This window comes from Mesonia sp. K7, from assembly GCF_003233725.1.
GTDB lineage: Bacteria > Bacteroidota > Bacteroidia > Flavobacteriales > Flavobacteriaceae > Mesonia.
In genome coordinates, this window is the sequence record NZ_QKQV01000006.1 from 43,570 (window position 1) to 64,870 (window position 21,301).

Here is a 21,301-nt window from a genome sequence, read left to right on the forward strand (position 1 = left end):
TTTTATTTTAATAAATCACCAACGTAAGGCATTAATGCTAAATGGCGAGCTCTTTTTACGGCAGTTGCTACTTTTCTTTGGTATTTTAAAGAAGTACCTGTAAGACGACGTGGTAAAATTTTACCTTGCTCATTTACAAATGCCATTAAAAAATCTGGATCTTTATAATCGATATACTTAATACCCGATCTTTTAAAACGGCAATATTTTTTTGTTGATGTTGTCTCTATATTCAACGGAGTTAAATATCTGATTTCTCCGTCTTTTTTTCCTTTTGCTTGTTGTTCTATAGAAGTTGCCATAGCTTAAGATTTGTCTTGGTTTCTTTTTACTCTTTTTTCTGCCCACTCTACAGCGTACTTATCTAACTTTACCGTTAAATAACGCATAATACGCTCGTCACGTCTAAACATCAATTCTAGTTCATCGATAACCTCACCAGCAACTTGGTACTCAAAAAGGTTATAGAATCCGCTTTTTTTGTGTTGAATTGGGTAAGCTAATTTTTTTAGTCCCCAGTTCTCTTTGTTAACCATCTTAGCGTCTTTAGAAACAAGAAAATCTTCGTATTTCTTTACTGCTTCCTTTACCTGATCTTCAGATAAAACGGGATTTAAGATGAAAACAGTTTCATAATGATTCATAAATTATTTATTTAAATTTGGCTGCAAAAGTAAGTGTTCTTTTCGATAAATCAAAACATTGTTGTATAATTGTTAATCTATTTTTTTAGAAGTGACCTTTTAAGGTTTTAAGTGTCATAATGTAAAATGAGCAAACTGAAAGAAAAAGTTTCTACACTTTTAAGTGACGAAGATTTGGTTGATAGGATTGTCCAGACCAAAGACACTTGCCTATTTGCTGAAATTTATGACCGGTATGCTCAGAAAATATATCACAAGTGCTTAAGCTTTGTAAAATCTACTGAAGAGGCACAAGATTTAACACACGACATTTTTGTAAAACTATTTTTAAAACTTAAATCCTTTAAACATCAATCTAAATTTTCTACATGGTTGTATTCATTCACCTATAATTTTTGCTTAAATTACGTCAATAGAGAATTGGCAAAGCAAAAAAACATTTTTGTAAATTCTTATGAATTAGATGAAAACCGCCTAGAAGAAATAATTTCGGATGATGAAATATATAAACTTAAAACAGAAAAATTAGAGCTCGCTTTAAAAAAAGTTGACCCAGAAACAAAATCTATCTTATTGATGAAGTATCAAGATGATTTTAGTTTAAAAGAAATTATGGACGTTTTTGATATTGGTGAAAGTGCTACAAAAATGAGACTAAACAGAGCAAAACAAAAACTAATCGAAGTTTATAAAACGATATAAATGCAAAACCCATTTAAAAATATAATCAATAACGAAAAACTTCCAGACACTTTAAAAAATAAAGTGATGAATGATATCGATTTGATTAAACTTTCGTTAGACTTTACAGACCTAATCGCTATAAAATACCCTGCTTCTTTGCAAGAGCTTTTAAATTTAAAAAACAAAAATAAAAACAACCAAAATAATGAATAATCAATTAGATTTTAAAGTTTTAAATGAACTCTATTCTAAAATTGCTGAAATAACCCCTAAAATCATCTTGTTTATCCTTTTCGTAATCATCGCCTGGTTATTACTAAAAATAGTTTTAATAATTGTGCGTGGCTTACTCAAAATCACGAAAATAAAAAGATTAGAGGAAAAACTAAATGACAACGAATTAGTAGAAAAACTAAATATCAAAATCAAACCAGACAAAATCATCTTAGCTTTTGTAAAATGGTTTCTAATTTTGGTTTTTATCATTATTGGTGCAGAGTTTTTAGGTTTAAAAGCTATTTCAGATGAAACTTCAAACCTCATCTCCTATTTACCACAATTTTTTACAGCCTTATTGATTTTTATAGGGGGTATTTATTTTGCAAACTTTATCAAGGTTTCGGTAAGAAATATCCTGAAGTCTTTTGATATAAATGGCTCTAAAACTATAAGTCTGTTGGTATTTTATTTCTTAGCCATAATGGTTTCTATTACTGCTTTAAATCACGCCGGTGTCGAAACAGAATTAATTACCAACAATTTATTTTTGATTATTGGAGCTTTTTTAGTAGCTTTTGCGATAGCTTTTGGTCTTGGCTCAAAAGAGGTAGTATATAAACTTTTGATAGGTTTTTATAGCCGAAAAAATATTGCTGTTGGTGATTTTATAAAAATTGATGAAATTGAAGGAATGGTTTTAGCTATAGAAAACATCTCTCTTAAGGTGAAAACTGTTGATAATAAAACAGTTATCATTCCCGTAGCAAATTTAGGTGAAAAAAATGTAGAAATTTTGCCTAAGTAATGTGACAAATTATAGAAATTTGTTTCTAAAATTATAAAGCATAATCATCAAAACTTAAAAAAGTAGCCCTTGAGTTCTTTAAAGTTAAAAACAATTGTAATTGACGATTCCACTATACAGCGTCTCACCATTTCTAAAATGGCTAAGAACAATCCACATATAGATTTTTATGCGGATTACAACAACGCTGTAAAAGCAAAAGAAAGCATAGTCAAAAACCAAATAGATTTAGTTTTTTTAGATGTTGAGATGCCATTATTCTCAGGTTTTGATATGCTAGATAGTTTAGAAAAACCACCTATTGTTATCTTTATTACTGGAAAGCAAAAATATGCCTTGCAAGCTTTTGAGTATAAAGCCATCGATTTTCTTCAGAAACCTATTCAAAAAAACAGGTTTGACAAAGCAGTGGAGAAGGCCTTAGAAATGCATAAGCTTAAACACAACTATGCACAAACAGCTCAAGAAGAAAGTAAATATATTTTTGTGAAAAGTAATTTTAAAAATCACAAAGTTTATCTCAACTCCATAAAATATATCGAGGCTTTTGGAGATTACGTAAAAGTACGTACCGATAATGGAAGTTACACTGTTTTATCTACCATGAAAAATTATGAAAAAGAATTGGCAAAAGACAACTTTTTCAGAATTCATAAATCTTTTATAGTTAACCTTAACCGTGTGAAAAACTTTAGTTCTAAAAGTGTTTGGGTAGGAGAACAGGAATTTCCTTTGAGCAGAAACAAAAAAGACAAACTCAAGGATTTATTAGAAAACCTCTAATAAGGGTCGACATCAAAAATTAGACGAATACCCCTAAAAGCAGCTACAGCCTCGTAACTCTTTTTTATTTTTAATAAATACTGCTTGGTTTTGTCTAAAGATTGCTTTGGTGGGATTTTCAGAATAATATTTTTGATAAAATCGTTATTAATCCGAGCTATTGCAGGAAATTCTGGCCCCAGAACATTTTCTTTAAACTGCATCATTAAACCTTTCGCAAACCAATCTGCAGCTTCATTCAGCCGGTTATAATCTCTTCCTTTAAAGATGATTTTAACCATTCTATATACAGGCGGATATTTAAAGTTGTAGCGATCATCAATTTGTTCTTTGTACATCGTTGCATAATCATTGGTAGTGACTTGCTGTAAAATCTGGTGATTAGGATTATACGTCTGTATCAAAACCTTACCTCTTTCTTGGGTTCTTCCTGCTCTACCCGCAACCTGAACCAACAGCTGAAAACATCTTTCGTGGGAACGAAAATCAGGGAAGTTCAACAAATTGTCGGCATTCATCACACCTACTAAATCTACATTTCTAAAATCGAGCCCTTTAGTCACAATTTGGGTACCCACCAAAATATCTATCTCTTGTTGCTGAAACCTGTTGATGATTTTTTCATAACCATATTTTCCTCGCGTGGTATCTAAATCCATTCGCCCAATTTGATGTTTCGGAAAAAGCACTTTCAACTCGGTTTCTACTTGCTCTGTTCCCAAACCTTTGGTAGATAATTCTGGGCTTTTGCAAACCAAACAATGACTTTGCATAGCCATTTGATAACCACAATAGTGACAACGCAAGGTGTTGTTTTGCTGATGATAAGTCAAGCTCACATCACAATTGGGACATTGTACCGAATGACCACAAGTGTTACATTCTAAAATAGGCGAAAACCCTCTTCTATTCTGAAATAAAATCACTTGTTTTCCTTTCTCCAAAGTCGCTTCAATTGCCAAAAAAAGCGTTTCAGAAAAATGCCCTTTCATTTTCTTTTTTTTGTGCGCTTCTTTCAAATCGACCAATTGAATTTCTGGGGGTAAAATGTTTTTAAATCGATTTTTTAATTCCACTAAAGTGAACTTAGCGTGCAAAGCGTTATAATAACTCTCTATGCTTGGTGTTGCCGTACCTAAGAGAATATTTGCTTTAGCAATTTTCGCTAAAACAATAGCAACATCACGTGCGTGATATCTTGGCGAAGGTTGGTATTGTTTATACGTATTTTCGTGCGATTCATCTACAATGACCAACCCCAAATTTTGAAATGGAAGAAATACAGACGAGCGAACGCCAATTACAATTTTTCCACCAGTATTATTTAAAACATGTTTATATACTTCTACCCTTTCGTTAGAAGTATATTTACTGTGATAAACCAAAACCTCGTTACCAAAATAAGCTTGCATACGACTCACCAATTGGGTAGTGAGCGCTATTTCTGGTAGCATATACAAGACTTGTTTTCCTTTTGCCAGTTGCTGTTTGATGAGTTCTATATAAATTTCGGTTTTACCCGAAGAAGTTACCCCATGTAACAAGCCAACCTCTCCTTTAGAAAAAGCATTTTTTATTTCATTGAGCACTTGTATTTGTTCTTCAGAATAGCTGATTTCTGATTTGTAACTTTCTGTATCTGTTTTTGTTCTGTCGGCTTGTAAATGATATTCCTTAAATATTTGCTTATCGATCAATGCTCTTAAAACTGCATCTGAAACCTCTTCTTCTTTTTTAAACTTCTTTTTGGAGATTGGTTTTGGTGATTTCGCTTTTAGCGAATAAAATTTTAGCAAGGCTTCCTTTTGTTTGGGCGCATTATTTAAGTCTTCTATAATTAGCTGTAAATTTTGCCCTACATCTTCTCCTAACTTTAAATATTTTACCAATTTAGGTTGGTATTTTTTGTAGATTTCCTGATGCAGCAAAACGGCATTTTTATCGACCATTTTCTTTAGGAGTTGCAACACATTTTTCTTTTCCAGAAGCTTACCAATTTCCTTAATTTTTATGACCGATTGGTTTTGCAAAGCTTCAAAAACAAGGTATTCTTCATCGGTAAGTTCATTTTCACTTAAAGTGAAATCTTGATTACGCTCGACAATTGTTTCGCTTTCCAACAAAAAAGCATTGGGTAAAACGGCTTTCAGTACTTCGCCTTCGCTACAGAGATAATAATCAGAAATCCATTTGATGAGTTGAAACTGGTTTGGTGTAATTAACGGATGCTCATCAATGATCTGCTCTATTTCTTTTAACTCGTATTTTTCTGGAAATCTATCGTGTATTTCTGCAACAATCCCAGTGTAAACCTTGGTTTTCCCGAAAGGCACCGCTACTCTACTTCCTATATTTATCTGACGAAAATCACTTTCGCTCACCGCATAAGTAAACCTCGCATCGAGCGGTAATGGCAAAATAACATCAATTAAATTCATAGGCGTTTTGAAATGAATTTATAAAAATAAAAAAGTCCGAAATAAAATTCGGACTTCAATTTAAAAAGAAATATATTTTTACTCTTCTTCTCCAAAAGTATCTTCCGTTTTTTCTTCTTCGGCAAAATTGTTAATTCCAGATTTTACCAACATATTATACCATTGCACTACTTTTTTGATGTCACTGGCATAAACTCTGTCTTCATCATATTCTGGTAAAACTTCCTGAAAATAACTTTCTAATTTTGCTTTAGACTCTTTGTGGCTTATGGTTTCTCCTCCGTTTTCTTTATCGGCAATTTTCTGAAAAACCTCTCTTAACGGAACTTCTTCTGTGTAGGTGTACATCGCGATTTCGCTAAGCATACTTACGTTATGTCTTAAATTGACATTTAGTTTTTTCTTGTCATCAATCTTTTGGGCAATAAAACCGCCTTTGGTTTGGGCTTTAATTTCATAAAGTCCTGGTTTTCCTGAAATAGATAATATTTTATCGAAACTCATAGTTAGGGTTTAATTTTAAGGATAGCAAATATCTAATCTTTATTGAATTTTGCAAAAATTATCTTGCTTTTTTAGCTTTAGGAAAACGCATACGGTAATCGATACGTATTTTCCCTTTTGAAATGTTTTCCAGTTTTCCTTTTATCAATCTTTTTTTGAGGGAAGAAAGCTTATCGGTAAACAAAACTCCTTCGATATGATCGTATTCATGTTGAATCACACGCGCTAAAATTCCGTCGAAAGACTTGACTTGTTTTTTAAAGTTTTCGTCTTCGTATTCTATAGTGATTTTAGGTTTTCGAAACACATCTTCACGAATTTCCGGAATGCTCAAACAACCTTCATTAAACGCCCATTCGTCACCAAATTCTTCAACAATCTGAGCATTGATAAAAACCAATTTAGAGTCTTTAAGACTGTTGATTTCTTCTTCGCTTAAATCGTCATCTTCGGCAAAGGGCGAAGCATCAACCACAAATAAACGAATAGGTAAACCTACTTGCGGAGCTGCCAAACCAACGCCAGTGGCATTGTACATGGTTTCCCACATGTTTTCTAATAACTCTTCTAACTTTGGATAATCTTTGGTAATTGGTTTTGCTTTTTTCTTCAATACCGGATCTCCGTAAGCAACAATTGGTAAAATCATAGGTTTTATTTTAACTCGCGCAAAGGTAAGCAATCGTATTTATCTTATCGACTATACAAGTAATTTTGAAGTATAATTGTAGCCGATATTTCATCTATCAAGGCTTTGTCTCGTCTTTTTTTCTTTTTTAATCCACCGTCAATCATGCTTTGGAAAGCCATTTTAGACGTAAAACGTTCGTCTACTCGTTCTACTTTCATAACTGGAAAATTTTCGCGAAAGCTCACTAAAAATTCTTGTATATAAACTTCTGATGGTGAAGGTGAACCATCTTTTTGTTTGGGTTCTCCTACCAAAACCAATTCTACGTTTTCTTTCTGAAAATAATCTTTTAAAAAAGAAATGAGATTTGGCGTTTCTACAGTTGTCAAGCCCGAAGCAATGAGTTGTAATTCATCGGTTATTGCAATTCCTGTACGTTTGGTACCATAATCTAAAGCGATAATTCTTGCCATCAAAAAACTTTTTACAAAAGTAATACTTCTTTCTAAAAGTTCTAAAATACGCATTAAACCTTATATTTGCGAAAAACAAAACCCAAATGAATAATATACAAACAATAATTGAGCAGGCTTGGGAAAATAGAGATTTATTGCAAAATCCAGAAACTCAGCATGCGATTAGAGAAGTCATCAACAAAATAGATATAGGCGAATTGCGTTGTGCAGAACCTACTAATGAAGGTTGGCAAGTGAACGAATGGGTAAAAAAAGCGGTGGTGCTTTACTTTCCTATCCAAAAAATGGAAACTTTAGAAGTTGGTATTTTTGAGTACCACGATAAAATTCCACTTAAAAGAGGTTATGAAGAAAAAGGAATTCGTGTAGTACCGCACGCTGTTGCAAGACACGGAGCTTATATTTCTAAAGGTGTGATTATGATGCCAAGTTATGTAAACATTGGCGCTTATGTAGATGAAGGAACGATGGTGGACACATGGGCAACTGTTGGTAGTTGTGCTCAGATTGGTAAAAACGTGCATCTTTCTGGCGGCGTTGGTATTGGTGGTGTCTTAGAACCTCTGCAAGCTGCTCCGGTAATTATTGAAGATAATGCATTTATTGGTTCACGTTGTATTGTGGTTGAAGGTGTAAAAGTAGAGAAAGAAGCTGTGTTGGGGGCAAATGTAGTGCTTACTGCTTCTACCAAAATTATTGATGTAACGGGCGACGAACCCAAAGAAATGAAAGGTTATGTTCCGGCGCGTTCAGTAGTGATTCCGGGAAGTTATACCAAAAAGTTCGCTGCAGGCGAATACCAAGTACCATGTGCTTTGATTATTGGTAAACGTAAAGAAAGTACCAACAAAAAGACTTCGCTTAACGACGCTTTACGCGAATATAACGTAGCGGTATAAATGAAAATATTAGTAATTCAGCAGAAAATGATAGGTGATGTACTAACGACATCACTCCTCTTTGAAGTATTAAGAAGCAATTTTCCTTCTGCTGAATTACATTATTTAGTCAATAAAAACACTATTCCTGTTTTAGAAAACAACCCATTTATAGATCAACTTATAATGGTGACTCCTGAAATGGAGAAAAGTAAAAAACTGTCTTTTCAGCTATTAAAACAGGTTCGCCAAGAAAAATATGATATTGTTATAGATGTCTACTCTAAGTTGTTTAGTGGGTTTTTGACTTATTTTTCTGGTGCCAAAACCAGAATTGGACTTCATAAAAGTTATACGAAATTATTTTATAGCCATACCGTAAAAACTTCCAAAACCAATACTTATGGTTTACCCATGGCTTTTTACAATCGGTTAGAATTTTTGCAGCACTCGGGTTTAGACATTGATTATGCTGTAAGTCCGAAAATATATATTCACGAAAGTGAAAAAGAAAAATTGATAGAAAAACTAAGCCATCAAGGTATCAATATCTTAAAAGGAGATTACCTCATGGTAAACTGCTTAGGAAGTGGAAAAGATAAAACTTACCCGCTCAAGTATATGGCAGAAATTCTAGATGCTGTTGTTGTAAATCATCCTGATAAAAAGTTTTTTTTAAATTATATTCCCAATCAGATAGAGGAAATTGAAGAATTGAAATCTTATTGCACCGCAAATACAAAAAAACAAATCTTAGATTTTTATGCGCCAAGCTTACGCGAATTTATTGTACTCACTTCATTTTGCCAAGCTGTTTTTGGTAACGAAGGTGGAGCTATAAATATGGGAAAAGCACTTGGTATAAAAACCTTTGCTATTTTTTCGCCGTGGATAAGACCAACTTCTTGGATGCATCAAAATAATGATTTTCATCAATATGCGCACCTAAACTTATACTGCCCTGAACGATTCAATCCATTTGATAAAAAAGAATTGAAAGCTGAAGTAGAAAAGCATTATGGTGATTTTACCCCAAATTTATTTAAAGAAAAACTGGTTCAGTTTTTAAACTGAATCTGAAAATATTCTGCCAAGGCATCCCATTGAACTCGGTTTTTATCCTCTCCAACATTTTCTTTTTTCAGAGAAACTCTTTGAGTTCCCAAAATTGGTATGGCTTGTTTAGGACTTTTTAAAGCTTTCATCGCTTTTTTTCCTTCAGCGAAAGCTACTGCTTTAAACCATAAATCGTCCGCTTTTGGCGCTAACTTTAAAAAAAGGTTTTCGTCGTGAACAATATTAGAAAAAACATTAGGGGGATATAAAACTCCTTCTGCACCAATAGGCAAAAATCTTTCTGAGGAACAATCATCGTTTAAATTCCAAGACTTGTAGGGTTTTGCTTTTCCTTTTTCATCGGTTTTGATACATCTCAAACGATGAGCCACAATTTTATCCGGATATTTAAGATATGTATCATATAAATCTTGTAGCCAATTTTGCCGATAGATCAAATCATCATCACAAGTAACCACAGGGAAATTGGGGTATAATTTTAAAGTATGAATTAGTTTGTTGTGCGGACAGTCTAATGAAGTGTATCTGATTTCGAATATTTCACCTTCTAACTTGGCTAAACTTTTCGGGATGTTTTTTTTGACACTCTCATGCAGCCATAATACTATTTTCTTTGGCGGGTAATTTTGCGCTAAAACACTTTTTATTACTATATGTAAGGTGCTAAACCTCGAAGGAATTGCAGTTAAAGAAACTACTATCGGTAAGCGCTGTTCATCTGAATTTTTAAGCTCTTTTACAGATAAGCATTTCAATTTTAGTGTATGAAATAAAGAAACGGGTAATTCTTTTAATTTCATGCACTAGTTTTTTTTATTCCGTAGTCTGTCCAAGTTTTATTTTCTAACTTTGTGGTATCTCTAATCGCTCTATTTTTTTCAATAGACTCTTGATTTTTATAACTTCTAGGATGATCTAAATGTACACAAATAGCGCTATATCTAATCTGTTTTGATTTTATGCCGTAATTCATCAGGCGCTCACCTAATTCTCGATCTTGACCTCCATATTGCATGCGTTCGTCAAATCCGTTTACGGCAAGTATATCTTTTTTCCAACCACTAGCGTTATGCCCATTCCAACTAGCATTGGTTGGTGTGATTAGGTTTAAAAATTCACTCACAAAACCTCTAGCCGTTAATTTGTTGTTCTTAAATGAAGGTGTTAGTCCTTTTCTCTTGAGCCAATTTACTTTAAAGCAATCTTGCGAATCGATATCTTTTTTGGTAATCGCTTCAGAAATATTCATCGGTAGCATAAAATAGCCCCCAGACAAAAAATAACCTTCTTTTCTGTACTTGGCATGAATTTTTAAGAAATCTTTACGAGGAATGCAGTCGCCATCACTCATTACAATATATTCTGCTTGACACTTTAAAATAGCCTTGTTGAGAATTTGGGATTTCTGAAAGCCATTATCTTCTTGCCAAACGTGGGTAATTGGGTAATTGACTTTCGTTTGCATTTCTTCGATCAAGTCGAAAGTGGGTTGTTTTGAGCCGTCATCTGCAATTACAACTTCAAAATTGGTAAACAATTGGTTGTTATAACCCCACAAGACTTTTTCGAGCCAGGATTCTGAGTTATACGTACTAATAATTACCGAAATTGCAATTTTATTCATAAAGATTATTAATCAAAACAATATTTATTTAGCTTTGCTACCATACAAATGTAATATTTTTTGTTTCGAAATCTGATAATATGATAAAACTTTCGGGGGTAATTATCACTTACAACGAAGAGCGTGCTATCGAAAAATGCATGCAATCGCTACAAAATGTGGTCGATGAGATTGTTGTAGTTGATTCTTTTTCGACCGATAAGACCAAAGAAATATGCCAAAAATACGGAGCAAAAATTATCGAGCAGCAATTCTTAGGTTATATTGAGCAAAAAAACTTTGCGCTAGAACAAGCAAGTCATAATTACATTGTTTCTTTAGATGGTGACGAATCTTTATCAGAAGAGTTACAAAAAAGCATCATTGAGTTAAAAAACAACTGGCAATTAGATGGTTATTATTGTAATCGTTATAATAATTTCTGTGGTCAGTGGATAAAATACTCAGACTGGTATCCTGAGAAAAAACTACGCGTCTTCGACCGTAGAAAAGCAAACTGGAAAGGAATTAACCCACACGATCAAATAAAACTACATAACAAAGAAAGTAAAATTGGTCACTTGAAAGGTGATATCCTCCATTGGAATTATCAAACCTATTCTGAGTATAACCTAAAGATGGAAACCTTCTCTTCTATCTCTGCAAAAGCCTATTATGATTTAGGCAGAAGAGCTACTTTATTTAATATTGTTTTCAATCCGTTTTGGGCTTTTGTGAAATCCTATATTTTGAGGCTTGGTTTTTTAGATGGCGTAAATGGCTTGGTGATTTGCAGTATTAAAGCACATTATACTTTTCTAAAATACATCAAGCTTTTAGAAATAGAAAGGAAAAACAAATAAGTTTAGGATTTCCAAAACTTTATTTTCTTTTTGATTCTTTTCTTTCGATGAAAAGCTTCTTGAAATTTATTTACATAAAACAACAGTTTTTCATAAATCATTTCTGGGTCTTCGTTTATCAATTCTGCATATTGTTGACTGATGATGCGGTGAATTTTTTGATGCGTGGTTATTTTAGCAAAATTCTTGATTCTATCTTCAAAAGTGAGCCTTTTGAAATTCATCCGATTTAAGTCTACAAGATAAAACTTATATATTCCGTTCTCTTTTTTAATAAGAGTGTTGCTTGGTGTATGATCGATAAACTCAATATCGTTTTGATGTAATTGATGTGTAAAGACAGTAAATTGCTTTACAATACTTTCTATATCTGGGTAATCAAGATTTTCGTTTAAATCTTTAAAAAGTAAATCGTATTCTAAATGCTTACAGACATAAAAACTCTTGCCAAAAAGATATTTATCTTCCTCGAAATAAGCAATAGGTTCTGGGGTTAAAATTTCAGATTTCAGTAATTCTTGGGCATATTCAAAAGAGCGCTGTGCCTTGGATTTTCTAATGAATTTATAAATAACTTTATTCGGAATATTAGGCTTTTTAAAAGCTTTTATGTTCACAAAAAAATCGTCGATAGAAAAAATTTTTATCTCATTTCTTTTTCCTCCATAAATAGTTTTCCCTTCCACATCGAAGTTTCGAATGAAAAGCTCTATCTTGGGTTGTAAATCGAGGTATTTTTCTGAAAAAATCATCTTCATACTGCAAAAGTAAAATAATTTAAAAGAAGAAAAGAGACTCTATTTAAGTTATAACATAAGTTTATAATAGTAAATTGCAAAACGAAAGTAAAGTTAAATTACTTTGTCATATGCTTAAGGAAAAACATAAAATAGCTTTTATTTTTATTGAAGAAATCCATCATCTCTACCATTTTATTTCGGTGGCAGATGAACTTTCCAAAAAAAACCAAGTACACATTCTTACTTTTCCTACACAAGATGTTATCTTAGAAAAAACTTTAGCTATTTTAAATAATAGCAATATCATTGTTGAAAGAAAATCAACCCATTTTTTTAGAGCAATTACCGATAAACTTAAAAATAGAAAACACCCGAGAGCTGGATTTTGGATGAAAAAAAATGCCCGTTATATTTTAAATAATTTTGATGCGGTTGTTTTTTCTGATTATAACCATCAAAAATTATTAAAAATCAGAGGTGATAAAAAGTACCCGAAATTCATCAAATTTCCTCACGGTATTGCTGGTAGAAAATATGCTTTTAAGAAAGAAATCACAGATTTTGATCAGCAAATTTTATTTGGTGAGTTTTATGCACAAGCACTACAAAACCAAAACTTACTAAAAAAACACGCCATTGTGGGCTATCCTAAATTGGATGTCATAAAAAAATTAAACACTAAAATTATTTTTGACAACCATAAAAAAACGGTAATCTACAATCCGCATTTTTCTCAACCTACTTCTTCTTGGCACAAGTTTGGAATCGATATTTTAGAGTTTTTCTCACAACAGAGCGAGTTCAATCTCATTTTTGCACCTCACATCAATTTGTTTCATAAACGTGGTGCTTCCGACAAAGAAGAAATTCCTGAAAAGTATTACAACAATCCTAATATTCATATCGATTTAGGGAGTCACCATAGTGTAGATATGACTTATGTAAAAAACGCAGACATATATCTTGGTGATGTTTCTAGCCAAGTATATGAGTTTATCATCAACCCAAAACCAACAATTTTTATCAATGCCAATCAGGCTGACTATAAAAATGATATTGGTTATCGTTTTTGGAAATGTGGCAAAGTAATTGACAAAATAGACGATCTACCCAATGCTCTCGAGCAAGCATTTAGCACTTTTGGAAAATTTAAGGAAACACAGAAAAAAATCAATAGTGAAAATATTTTAGCCTCTAATACTCAAACTGCTTCGGAAAAAGCGGCTGAAAAAATCGAAGAACTTTTGGCTCAATAAAAACTATAAATATTTATCGATTCCGTTTGGACAGTAAGTCAAATTTTCGTCGATTGCTTTTTGCTGAATACTTTCGTTGATGTTTACCCTGCTTTTTGATTTAACGGTATGAAAAATATGGTAGATAATTCCGCCATAGCGAATTCTTCTTCCTTTTACGCCAGTATTCAAAAGCCGAATGGCCATTTCTGAGTCTTCTTTTCCCCAACCTGTCATATCTTCGTTATAGCCATTTATTTTTAGGATATCCTTTTTCCAATATGACAAGTTACAACCGCGTAATTTGGAAGAAAGTTGATCATTAGCTTTGTACATTTTCATTAAAAAGGGAAGATGCAGATTTCGGGTTTTATTTTTTATACCACTATTAAAAAAGCCAATTTGAGTTACTTTATTTTGAAATAATTCTGGTAAAAATTCTTCTCTAATGTTTACTCGACTACCATACAAATACTGATTTTTTACAGCCATTTCTGTGTGGTCTTTTACAAAATCTGGATGCATCAAACAGTCGCCATCCAGCTGAATGATATATTCGCCTTGGGCTTGAGCAATGGCTTTATTCAAAATTACCGTTCGCCTAAAGCCATCGTCTTCATGCCATAAATGTTTTAGAGGTAGTTTATCTTTAAATTGGTCAATGACAACTTTTGTTTCATTACCCGAACCATCATCGGCAATAATGATTTCGTACGGCATTAGACTTTGTTTTTGTGCGGTAAGCAAAACCAATTCTAGTGCTTGATGCCAATTGTAAGTCGTGATGATAAGGCTTACTTTCAAAATTTGAGTTTTTTAACTTTCAAATATATAGCATTCTTTTTGATAGTCTATGTTCAAAAATCTAAATTTGTATAGTAATTGTTGATTTATGTCTTTAAAAAAATCACTTGGGAAAATCTTTCCAGTTATTGATTCCAATCAGAGAAAAAAAATGATTGAAGATTCCATTTTAAATGGAAAACAAAGCAATAACGGCGTTGTCAATGTACATCGTTATACCTTGGGAAATGTTGGCGATTTATATGCTGGACCACATCATTATTTTGATGAGTTAAAAGGAAAACAAGTAGATATTTTAGGTTTTAGAAAGATTAGCAAAAAAAAACGTTTAGACTGGATCAGCAAAATAAACGATAATGCACTTGTTATTGGCGGCGGAGGTTTACTCAACATCCGTCACTTCGAAAGACAGATGAAACTTTTTGAAGAGTTAAAAGCAAAAGGAAAGAAAACAGTAATTTGGGGAGCCGGACATAACCAACGTGACTTATCAAAATATCAAAACAATACAGTTTATAATATCAATCCTTCAAACTTTGGCATAGTAGGCACGCGTGATTATTCTGCCAAAACAGAATGGGTTCCTTGCGTGAGCTGTTTACATCCTATTTTTGATAGAAAGTTTACAGTGAACAAAGAAGTTGGAGTAATTTATTGCAATAAAACCTCCAAACGAAAAGACTTACTTCAATACTTTAAAGATTTTCCTTCTACATCAAACACCACAGATTTAGAAGAAATGGTCAATTTTATAGGAAGTTCAGACACCATCATTACCGATAGTTACCATGCCATGTATTGGGGAATCTTACTCAACAAAAAAACAGTAGTCATACCCACTACTTCAAAATTTTACGATTTTAAATACAAATCTGTTATTTCAGACTACGAAAATTATAGAGAAGACATCAAAAAAGCACAACGTTATTCGGGTGTTTTAGAAGAATGCCGAGAAATAAACCGTAATTTTGCCACAAAAGTTTTTGACTATTTAAATATTTAAGATGCGAGAAGAAATCATCAAATGTATAGAAACCTTAAAACGTGGCGGACTCATTCTCTACCCTACCGATACCGTTTGGGGAATTGGCTGTGATGCAACCAATTATGATGCTATCAAAAAAATATATGAACTCAAACAACGCAAAGAGTCAAAAGCAATGATATGCTTGGTTTCAGACTTTAAAATGCTCAACCAATATGTTGAGGAAGTTCCTGAAGTGGCTTACGATATCCTAAAATATGCCTCTAAACCTACTACGATTATTTACGATCAACCTATACGGGTTTCAGAAAATCTAGTTGCTCCAGACAATACCTTAGCGATCAGGGTTTGCAAAGATAATTTCTGCAACCAGCTTCTCCGAAAATTTAAAAAACCCATTGTTTCTACTTCGGCAAATATCAGCGGACAATCCACCCCTAAAAACTTTTCGCAAATCACTCCCGAAATTTTAAAAGGAGTAGACTATGTTGTAAATTTGCCATCAGCAAACAAAAACGCCAAACCATCAGCAATTATTAAGCTAACCAACGATGGGAAAGTAACTATTATCAGAAAGTAAAAAATGCCCAAAAAAGAGTTATATCCTGAAGCATTACAACATCAAATTTTTAAATACATCACGCAGGCTGCAGACGAACTTCGGTTAGAAACCTACGTTATTGGCGGTTTTGTTAGAGATTTTTTCTTAGATAGAAATCAGAGCAAAAAAGATATTGATGTCGTTGCTGTGGGTAGCGGAATCGATTTAGCTCAAAAAGTAGCCCAATTGTTACCTGAAAAACCAAAAGTACAAGTGTTCAAAAATTATGGAACCGCCATGATAAAAGCGCTTGACGCGGAAATAGAATTTGTAGGGGCAAGAAAAGAGTCTTACGCCAAAGATAGTCGAAACCCCTCGGTAAAAAGCGGAAGTTTGCAAGACGACCAAAACCGTCGTGACTTTACTGTAAATGCGTTGGCTTTACAACTCAATCAAGATCATTTTGGAAAGCTTTTAGATCCGTTTAACGGAATTGAAGATTTAGAACAACAGATTTTAAAAACTCCGCTCGACCCTGCGGAAACGTATAGCGATGATCCTTTACGGATGATGCGAGCCATTCGTTTTGCTACACAACTCGATTTCATGATTGAAGAAAATTCGCTACAAGCAATTACCGATAATCACGAGCGTATAAAAATTATTTCGCGAGAGCGCATTGTAGATGAGTTACACAAAATATTACTTTCTGAAAAACCATCAAAAGGCTTTGCTTTACTCAGAAAAACAAAGCTTTTACCTATCATTTTACCCGAACTAAGCGCTTTACAAGGTATTGAAGAAGTAGAAGGGCAACGACATAAAGATAACTTTTGGCATACGCTAGAGGTGGTTGATAACATTTCGGAAAACACTAATAATCTTTGGTTGCGTTGGGCAGCTTTATTACACGATATCGGCAAGGCACCTACCAAAAAATTTGATAAAAAAATAGGATGGACATTTCACAACCATGAATTTGTGGGTGCAAAAATGGTTTTTAAACTCTTTAAACGACTCAAAATGCCCTTGAACGATAAAATGAAGTTTGTTCAGAAAATGGTGTTGCTAAGTTCTAGACCTATCAATGTTATTGATGAAAATGTGACTGATAGTGCGGTTCGTCGTTTAATTTTTGATGCAGGTGATTATATGGAAGATCTAATGACACTGTGTGAAGCCGACATCACAACCAAAAACCCAAAAAAGTATAGAAAATACCATCAAAATTTTCAGAAAGTAAGAGAAAAAATAAAAGAGGTAGAAGAAAGAGATCGCATTCGTAACTTCCAACCGCCAGTAAGTGGTGAAGAAATTATGAAGACCTTTGGTTTATCACCTTCGCGCGAAATAGGAATTATTAAAAACACCATCAAAGAAGCGATTTTGGAAGGCGAAATCCCAAACGAATATGAAGCTGCAAGAAAACTGATGCTGGAAAAAGGAAAACAACTTGGGCTAACAGCTAACAGCTAACAGCTAACAGCTAACAAAATTAAGATGTACAGAAAGCTTATAAAAATATCGATCGTATTGGTGTATTTGGTAATTATTGCTGGTGCAGTAGTGCGAATGACAGGAAGCGGAATGGGTTGTCCAGACTGGCCAAAGTGCTTTGGGTATTACATACCGCCAACAGAAAAGTCGGATTTAATTTGGGAAGAAAACCATTTTTACGAAAAAGGACAAGTCATTATTTTGAATAATACTTTGCAGGTTGCCAAAAACGATTTTACAAGCCAAAATAGTTTTAATAAAAGTAATTGGAATTTATACACCAAACACGATTATGCCGAGTTTAACGCTACGCATACTTGGGTAGAATACATCAACCGTTTGTGTGGTGCTTTGGCAGGTTTTGCCGTATTACTAATGGCGTTGTTTTCTTTCCGTCAGAAGCGGAAAATAATATTACTTTCCTGGCTTAGTGTTTTTTTAATGGGGTTTCAAGCTTGGCTTGGCGCAGTGGTTGTTTACTCGGTTTTAGCGCCTGTAAAAATTACCATTCATATGTTGATGGCTTTTGTTATAGTGGGAGTATTGCTCTATTTGTTACACCAAAGTAAGGTTGAAAAAAACAACAAAACTTATCCTAAAAAGCTTAACTATTTACTTTGGGCAACTATGATCTTGTTTTTAATTCAGGTGGTTTTGGGTACACAAGTTCGACAGTTTGTCGACGAGCAAATAAAAGCAATTGGTTACCAAAAAGAATTCTGGCTGGTAAATCCTGAAATCACTTTTTATATTCATCGCTCTGCTTCCATTTTATTGTTGGCACTAAGCTTTATGCTTTGGCGTATTCATAAAAAGCAAAACCTCAACCTAAAATTAATCAGCACCAAATTGGTTTTAATGGTTTTAGGAGCTACGAGTGGTGTTCTGATGGCCTATTTCGATTTTCCTTTTGCTACACAAGCGATGCATTTGGTACTTTCTTCATTGATTTTTGGGGTATTATTTTATGTGATTTTACAAACAAATCACTCTCAAAAGATGATAAATAACTAACTTTGTAGCCTAAATAACAATTAGAATGGTTTATAAGTTTAGAGTAGTTTTAGACGTGTTAGATGATGTTTTTAGAGATATCGAAGTGCTTGACAACATCAATCTAGAAGATTTTCACAACACCATTTGCCAAGCTTTTGGTTTTGATGGGGTAGAAATGGCTGCTTTTTACCTCAGTGACGAAGACTGGAACCAAGGTGAAGAAATTGTTCTTTTTGATATGACCGAAGGTTACGAGTCTAAACGCGTTATGAACGAAACCTACCTTGAAGATGTCGTTTCGGAAAAAAACACCAAACTTATCTACGTTTATGACTTTTTAAGTATGTGGACTTTTTATGTTGAATTGGCCGATATTACTGAAGTGGAAGACGGAAAAAGCTACCCTAACTTACTCTATGCACAAGGACAATTACCCGATAGCCCTCCAGACAAACAGTTTGAAGCAGAAAACTTAGAAGATGATTACGGTGACGAAGACGATATGTTTGATGATGACTTCGATCTCGATAACTTTGATGATAATTACCAGTGGAATTAAATAGTTTACTTTCAATTATTAAATAAACAACCCTGAATAATAAAACTGTTCATAACTCTGAACAGTTTTTTTATGCATTCGATATAAAAAAATATAAATTTCGCCCCTCAAAAAGACCCTTTATGATCAATTTATATAATGCCCAAATAGAATCGTTATCCATACACCGAATCGGCAACAAAAGTAGAAACGAAGATTTATTTACTTCCTCTATACCTTATGAGTTAAACGACGAACTTCATGCATTATTAAAGGAGTATTTTTTAAAATCCTTTCGGGAAAAAGAAGAAAGTTATTACCGTTTTGAGCACGAAGCAGATCTAGAGTTTCACGAATTATATAACTGTGCCAATACCGTTTTTAACAACCCGTCTGAAATTCACGAGCAATCAAAAAAAATAGCACAATTACTTTATAACCAAGGAAATCACCCACATATTAAAAGCGGAGAATTATATGTAGTTTACTTTGATGGTTTATTGGTAGACAATCAAAAAGTAGATGGTTTAGGAATCTTTAAATCTGAATTAAAACATGACTTTCTACAGTTTGAGGAAAAAACAGAAAACCTGGAAGTTATCCTACAACAAGGCATCAACCTTAAAAAATTAGATAAAGGCGCCATTATTTTCAATACCAATAAAGAAGAAGGCTACAAAGTTTTATCAATAGATTCTAACCGTTACGACACCAAGTATTGGCTAGAGAACTTTTTGGGAGTAGATATTTTTACCGATGAAAATTATTACACCAAAAAATACCTGAAATTCTGTCAAGATTTTGCCAAAGACGTGGTTTTACCTGCCGAAGACAAACAACAGGAAGTTTTGTTTATGAACCGAGCGGTCAATCATTTTGCCAAAAACGACAACTTTGAAGAAACCAATTTCTTGAACGAAGTGATGGAAAACCCAGAGTTGATTCCTGAGTTTAAAAACTACAAAGTAGATAAAGCACCGAAATACAAAATTGAAGATTTGACTTCTTTTCCGGTTTCTAATACGGCTGTTTCTGCTGCAAGAAAAACCATTAAAAACGTGATTAATCTCGACACCAATGTGCAGATAAAAATGGATTTTATCAACCCAGAAAGTGCCGAGAAGTTTATTGAAAAAGGCTGGGATGAAGAAAAGCAGATGTATTACTATTTGGTGTATTTCAATAAAGAGGAAAAGAAATAACTTTTAAAATTCCATTATTTCTTTTGTGTTGGTATCAACATAGTTACGCTTCACAAATTCAAGTGCAACTTTAAGTATATTACCCATACTTTTTGCTTTTTTAAATTTGATATCCCTCGAAAATTCAACTAAATCTGCACGTAATTCTTTTACATTTTCATCGGTAGAAATTTGGTCGTTAATCATACAGCGTATCAATTCGCGGTAACGTTTTTGTGAAGCAATTAAGCGTTTGGCAACTTGCGATCTTTCTTCTCGCCGATACTGCTCGATAGAAGTATCTTCTAACTTGTCGGAGACCAATTTTACCATCGTATAATTTTCTTTAAAAAACTGCGGGCGATACACTTTTAGGTTTCCTTCATAACATTGTTGGTCGAAATCTATCGCTCTAATCTGGTAAGCGACGTGATCAAAATCATGAGTAGGAATAATCACATAATTATACGACCGCATATCACCCAAAAGCCTTATGGTACAGCGTTCATTAAATTTCACAAACTGCTTGGCTATTTGGGTTTTTGATTTTTCGTCGCATAACGGCAACTCATCGTCTATAAAAACATCACCGGGAATTCCCGCGATATGTTCTTCAATCAAAGTATCTTTATAAATCAAAAAATTAATTCTGAAAGGGGATAAAATATGCTCAAATTCCAATCCGTAAATACGAGAAGCATCTGCCTTTTTTACATAAAAGTAGGTAAAACTATCATTGAGAACATTTCTCACTTTTATACGAAAGGGTTTAGAGTTTCCAAAAGTGCAGTAATCAATTGCATCAACATTCAAGAACTCAAAAGAGTCGTCACTACCATCAGAATGCAAGATGGTATAAATTCGCTTTAAGCTTTTATCGATATCCTCCCGCTCAAATTCAGGGTAATAACACCTGATCCAAAGTGTATCCTCATCGTGTTTATCATAGACTTTTACAGAACCTGAAAATCGTAATAAATCTTCGTAGGAAACCGGTATTTTAGACATTCGGTTGTATTTCTGAAGGTATTTTTCCAAGCGTTCTGTAATCGGAAAACTAGGTTTTTTTCGAGACATCAACTTCTCTTCCATCTTTTTTATTTTTAAGATACAAAATATTTTTTTGTAACAAAATTTCATTAGGTTCGTCATCTAAACACAAACCGATATCATTTCTAT

The 21,301-nt window shown here is 33.4% G+C and carries 25 protein-coding genes; 14 read left to right on the forward strand and 11 right to left on the reverse strand.

Going from position 1 to position 21,301, the window contains the following annotated elements; all coding sequences use genetic code 11:
* Positions 1 to 2: 2 nt before the first annotated feature.
* Positions 3 to 302, reverse strand: a complete 300-nt coding sequence (gene rpsR / locus DNG35_RS05880; RefSeq protein ID WP_111126874.1) for a 30S ribosomal protein S18 — start codon at positions 300 to 302, stop codon at positions 3 to 5.
* A gap of 3 nt (positions 303 to 305) precedes the next feature.
* Complete coding sequence (gene rpsF / locus DNG35_RS05885) at positions 306 to 644, reverse strand: 30S ribosomal protein S6 (RefSeq protein ID WP_111126876.1); 339 nt, start codon at positions 642 to 644, stop codon at positions 306 to 308.
* A gap of 126 nt (positions 645 to 770) precedes the next feature.
* Between rpsF and DNG35_RS05890 the strand changes: the two genes are divergently transcribed.
* The 4 genes from DNG35_RS05890 (at position 771) to DNG35_RS05905 (ending at position 3,135) form a co-directional block, all read left to right on the forward strand.
* Complete coding sequence (locus tag DNG35_RS05890; protein ID WP_111126878.1) at positions 771 to 1,346, forward strand: RNA polymerase sigma factor; 576 nt, start codon at positions 771 to 773, stop codon at positions 1,344 to 1,346.
* Positions 1,347 to 1,541: a hypothetical protein gene (locus DNG35_RS05895; protein ID WP_111126880.1), complete on the forward strand. Its 195-nt coding sequence runs from the start codon at positions 1,347 to 1,349 to the stop codon at positions 1,539 to 1,541.
* Entirely contained in the window at positions 1,534 to 2,352 is an 819-nt protein-coding gene (locus DNG35_RS05900; RefSeq protein ID WP_111126882.1) for a mechanosensitive ion channel domain-containing protein, read from the forward strand. The genes DNG35_RS05895 and DNG35_RS05900 overlap by 8 nt, the downstream gene beginning before the upstream one ends.
* A 69-nt stretch (positions 2,353 to 2,421) precedes the next feature.
* On the forward strand, positions 2,422 to 3,135 hold the full coding sequence (locus tag DNG35_RS05905; RefSeq protein ID WP_233494462.1) for a LytTR family DNA-binding domain-containing protein: 714 nt from the start codon (positions 2,422 to 2,424) through the stop codon (positions 3,133 to 3,135).
* Here the strand turns inward: DNG35_RS05905 and priA are convergent.
* The 4 genes from priA to ruvX all read right to left on the reverse strand — a co-directional run bounded on the left by priA (position 3,132) and on the right by ruvX (position 7,181).
* Entirely contained in the window at positions 3,132 to 5,573 is a 2,442-nt protein-coding gene (gene priA / locus DNG35_RS05910) for a primosomal protein N' (protein WP_111126884.1), read from the reverse strand. The two genes, DNG35_RS05905 and priA, sit on opposite strands and share 4 nt — an antisense overlap.
* A gap of 78 nt (positions 5,574 to 5,651) precedes the next feature.
* Positions 5,652 to 6,077: a DUF5606 domain-containing protein gene (locus tag DNG35_RS05915; protein WP_111126885.1), complete on the reverse strand. Its 426-nt coding sequence runs from the start codon at positions 6,075 to 6,077 to the stop codon at positions 5,652 to 5,654.
* A 58-nt stretch (positions 6,078 to 6,135) separates the two neighbouring features.
* Positions 6,136 to 6,726 carry a peptide deformylase gene (gene def, locus DNG35_RS05920; RefSeq protein ID WP_111126887.1) on the reverse strand — a complete coding sequence of 197 codons (591 nt, stop codon included), beginning with the start codon at positions 6,724 to 6,726 and terminating at the stop codon, positions 6,136 to 6,138.
* A 44-nt stretch (positions 6,727 to 6,770) separates the two neighbouring features.
* Entirely contained in the window at positions 6,771 to 7,181 is a 411-nt protein-coding gene (ruvX, locus tag DNG35_RS05925) for a Holliday junction resolvase RuvX (protein WP_111127074.1), read from the reverse strand.
* Between the two features lie 86 nt (positions 7,182 to 7,267).
* On the opposite strand from ruvX, the gene DNG35_RS05930 reads away from it, so the two are divergent.
* Both DNG35_RS05930 and DNG35_RS05935 read left to right on the forward strand, forming a co-directional pair.
* A complete protein-coding gene (locus DNG35_RS05930) occupies positions 7,268 to 8,083 on the forward strand; it encodes a 2,3,4,5-tetrahydropyridine-2,6-dicarboxylate N-succinyltransferase (protein ID WP_111126889.1) in 816 nt (271 codons plus the stop codon).
* Positions 8,084 to 9,136, forward strand: a complete 1,053-nt coding sequence (locus tag DNG35_RS05935) for a glycosyltransferase family 9 protein (RefSeq protein WP_111126891.1) — start codon at positions 8,084 to 8,086, stop codon at positions 9,134 to 9,136.
* On the opposite strand, the gene DNG35_RS05940 is transcribed toward DNG35_RS05935, so the two are convergent.
* Together DNG35_RS05940 and DNG35_RS05945 are read right to left on the reverse strand one after the other, a co-directional pair.
* The gene (locus DNG35_RS05940) at positions 9,121 to 9,939 is read right to left on the reverse strand and encodes a glycosyltransferase family 2 protein (RefSeq protein ID WP_111126893.1); all 819 of its coding nucleotides are present in this window, start codon (positions 9,937 to 9,939) and stop codon (positions 9,121 to 9,123) included. The genes DNG35_RS05935 and DNG35_RS05940 overlap by 16 nt on opposite strands.
* A complete protein-coding gene (locus tag DNG35_RS05945; protein WP_111126895.1) occupies positions 9,936 to 10,763 on the reverse strand; it encodes a glycosyltransferase family 2 protein in 828 nt (275 codons plus the stop codon). Before DNG35_RS05945 ends, DNG35_RS05940 begins: the two co-directional genes overlap by 4 nt.
* Before the next feature lie 80 nt (positions 10,764 to 10,843).
* On the opposite strand from DNG35_RS05945, the gene DNG35_RS05950 reads away from it, so the two are divergent.
* Positions 10,844 to 11,605 (forward strand): glycosyltransferase family 2 protein, encoded by a 762-nt coding sequence (locus DNG35_RS05950; protein ID WP_111126897.1) that lies wholly within the window; start codon positions 10,844 to 10,846, stop codon positions 11,603 to 11,605.
* A gap of 2 nt (positions 11,606 to 11,607) precedes the next feature.
* On the opposite strand, the gene DNG35_RS05955 is transcribed toward DNG35_RS05950, so the two are convergent.
* Positions 11,608 to 12,363: a lipopolysaccharide kinase InaA family protein gene (locus DNG35_RS05955; RefSeq protein ID WP_111126899.1), complete on the reverse strand. Its 756-nt coding sequence runs from the start codon at positions 12,361 to 12,363 to the stop codon at positions 11,608 to 11,610.
* 110 nt (positions 12,364 to 12,473) lie between these two features.
* Between DNG35_RS05955 and DNG35_RS05960 the strand changes: the two genes are divergently transcribed.
* Complete coding sequence (locus tag DNG35_RS05960; protein WP_111126901.1) at positions 12,474 to 13,601, forward strand: CDP-glycerol glycerophosphotransferase family protein; 1,128 nt, start codon at positions 12,474 to 12,476, stop codon at positions 13,599 to 13,601.
* A 3-nt stretch (positions 13,602 to 13,604) separates the two neighbouring features.
* Here DNG35_RS05960 and DNG35_RS05965 read toward each other — a convergent pair whose 3' ends face one another.
* Positions 13,605 to 14,384 (reverse strand): glycosyltransferase family 2 protein, encoded by a 780-nt coding sequence (locus DNG35_RS05965; protein WP_111126903.1) that lies wholly within the window; start codon positions 14,382 to 14,384, stop codon positions 13,605 to 13,607.
* A 151-nt stretch (positions 14,385 to 14,535) separates the two neighbouring features.
* Here DNG35_RS05965 and DNG35_RS05970 point away from each other — a divergent pair, with 151 nt between their 5' ends.
* The 6 genes from DNG35_RS05970 (at position 14,536) to DNG35_RS05995 (ending at position 20,143) form a co-directional block, all read left to right on the forward strand.
* A complete protein-coding gene (locus tag DNG35_RS05970) occupies positions 14,536 to 15,387 on the forward strand; it encodes a polysaccharide pyruvyl transferase family protein (RefSeq protein WP_158524875.1) in 852 nt (283 codons plus the stop codon).
* Between the two features lies 1 nt (position 15,388).
* Positions 15,389 to 15,949: an L-threonylcarbamoyladenylate synthase gene (locus DNG35_RS05975; protein WP_111126907.1), complete on the forward strand. Its 561-nt coding sequence runs from the start codon at positions 15,389 to 15,391 to the stop codon at positions 15,947 to 15,949.
* A gap of 3 nt (positions 15,950 to 15,952) precedes the next feature.
* Positions 15,953 to 17,386, forward strand: a complete 1,434-nt coding sequence (locus DNG35_RS05980; RefSeq protein ID WP_111126909.1) for a CCA tRNA nucleotidyltransferase — start codon at positions 15,953 to 15,955, stop codon at positions 17,384 to 17,386.
* A 24-nt stretch (positions 17,387 to 17,410) separates the two neighbouring features.
* Positions 17,411 to 18,421, forward strand: a complete 1,011-nt coding sequence (locus DNG35_RS05985) for a heme A synthase (RefSeq protein WP_111126911.1) — start codon at positions 17,411 to 17,413, stop codon at positions 18,419 to 18,421.
* Positions 18,422 to 18,446: 25 nt separating this feature from the next.
* The gene (locus DNG35_RS05990) at positions 18,447 to 18,962 is read left to right on the forward strand and encodes a hypothetical protein (protein ID WP_111126913.1); all 516 of its coding nucleotides are present in this window, start codon (positions 18,447 to 18,449) and stop codon (positions 18,960 to 18,962) included.
* 122 nt (positions 18,963 to 19,084) lie between these two features.
* The gene (locus DNG35_RS05995; protein WP_111126915.1) at positions 19,085 to 20,143 is read left to right on the forward strand and encodes a nucleoid-associated protein; all 1,059 of its coding nucleotides are present in this window, start codon (positions 19,085 to 19,087) and stop codon (positions 20,141 to 20,143) included.
* A gap of 3 nt (positions 20,144 to 20,146) precedes the next feature.
* On the opposite strand, the gene DNG35_RS06000 is transcribed toward DNG35_RS05995, so the two are convergent.
* Complete coding sequence (locus DNG35_RS06000; protein WP_111126917.1) at positions 20,147 to 21,214, reverse strand: hypothetical protein; 1,068 nt, start codon at positions 21,212 to 21,214, stop codon at positions 20,147 to 20,149.
* Positions 21,215 to 21,301 lie beyond the last annotated feature (87 nt).

Excerpts from the sequence above, each read along its gene's own strand:
- rpsR (WP_111126874.1), bottom strand. The coding sequence starts at position 302 with ATGGCAACTTCTATAGAACAACAAGCAAAAGGAAAAAAAGACGGAGAA.
- rpsF (WP_111126876.1), bottom strand. The coding sequence starts at position 644 with ATGAATCATTATGAAACTGTTTTCATCTTAAATCCCGTTTTATCTGAA.
- DNG35_RS05890 (WP_111126878.1), top strand. The coding sequence starts at position 771 with ATGAGCAAACTGAAAGAAAAAGTTTCTACACTTTTAAGTGACGAAGAT.
- DNG35_RS05895 (WP_111126880.1), top strand. The coding sequence starts at position 1,347 with ATGCAAAACCCATTTAAAAATATAATCAATAACGAAAAACTTCCAGAC.
- DNG35_RS05900 (WP_111126882.1), top strand. The coding sequence starts at position 1,534 with ATGAATAATCAATTAGATTTTAAAGTTTTAAATGAACTCTATTCTAAA.
- priA (WP_111126884.1), bottom strand. The coding sequence starts at position 5,573 with ATGAATTTAATTGATGTTATTTTGCCATTACCGCTCGATGCGAGGTTT.
- DNG35_RS05915 (WP_111126885.1), bottom strand. The coding sequence starts at position 6,077 with ATGAGTTTCGATAAAATATTATCTATTTCAGGAAAACCAGGACTTTAT.
- def (WP_111126887.1), bottom strand. The coding sequence starts at position 6,726 with ATGATTTTACCAATTGTTGCTTACGGAGATCCGGTATTGAAGAAAAAA.
- ruvX (WP_111127074.1), bottom strand. The coding sequence starts at position 7,181 with ATGGCAAGAATTATCGCTTTAGATTATGGTACCAAACGTACAGGAATT.
- DNG35_RS05930 (WP_111126889.1), top strand. The coding sequence starts at position 7,268 with ATGAATAATATACAAACAATAATTGAGCAGGCTTGGGAAAATAGAGAT.
- DNG35_RS05935 (WP_111126891.1), top strand. The coding sequence starts at position 8,084 with ATGAAAATATTAGTAATTCAGCAGAAAATGATAGGTGATGTACTAACG.
- DNG35_RS05940 (WP_111126893.1), bottom strand. The coding sequence starts at position 9,939 with ATGAAATTAAAAGAATTACCCGTTTCTTTATTTCATACACTAAAATTG.
- DNG35_RS05945 (WP_111126895.1), bottom strand. The coding sequence starts at position 10,763 with ATGAATAAAATTGCAATTTCGGTAATTATTAGTACGTATAACTCAGAA.
- DNG35_RS05950 (WP_111126897.1), top strand. The coding sequence starts at position 10,844 with ATGATAAAACTTTCGGGGGTAATTATCACTTACAACGAAGAGCGTGCT.
- DNG35_RS05955 (WP_111126899.1), bottom strand. The coding sequence starts at position 12,363 with ATGAAGATGATTTTTTCAGAAAAATACCTCGATTTACAACCCAAGATA.
- DNG35_RS05960 (WP_111126901.1), top strand. The coding sequence starts at position 12,474 with ATGCTTAAGGAAAAACATAAAATAGCTTTTATTTTTATTGAAGAAATC.
- DNG35_RS05970 (WP_158524875.1), top strand. The coding sequence starts at position 14,536 with ATGATTGAAGATTCCATTTTAAATGGAAAACAAAGCAATAACGGCGTT.
- DNG35_RS05975 (WP_111126907.1), top strand. The coding sequence starts at position 15,389 with ATGCGAGAAGAAATCATCAAATGTATAGAAACCTTAAAACGTGGCGGA.
- DNG35_RS05980 (WP_111126909.1), top strand. The coding sequence starts at position 15,953 with ATGCCCAAAAAAGAGTTATATCCTGAAGCATTACAACATCAAATTTTT.
- DNG35_RS05985 (WP_111126911.1), top strand. The coding sequence starts at position 17,411 with ATGTACAGAAAGCTTATAAAAATATCGATCGTATTGGTGTATTTGGTA.
- DNG35_RS05990 (WP_111126913.1), top strand. The coding sequence starts at position 18,447 with ATGGTTTATAAGTTTAGAGTAGTTTTAGACGTGTTAGATGATGTTTTT.
- DNG35_RS05995 (WP_111126915.1), top strand. The coding sequence starts at position 19,085 with ATGATCAATTTATATAATGCCCAAATAGAATCGTTATCCATACACCGA.
- DNG35_RS06000 (WP_111126917.1), bottom strand. The coding sequence starts at position 21,214 with ATGGAAGAGAAGTTGATGTCTCGAAAAAAACCTAGTTTTCCGATTACA.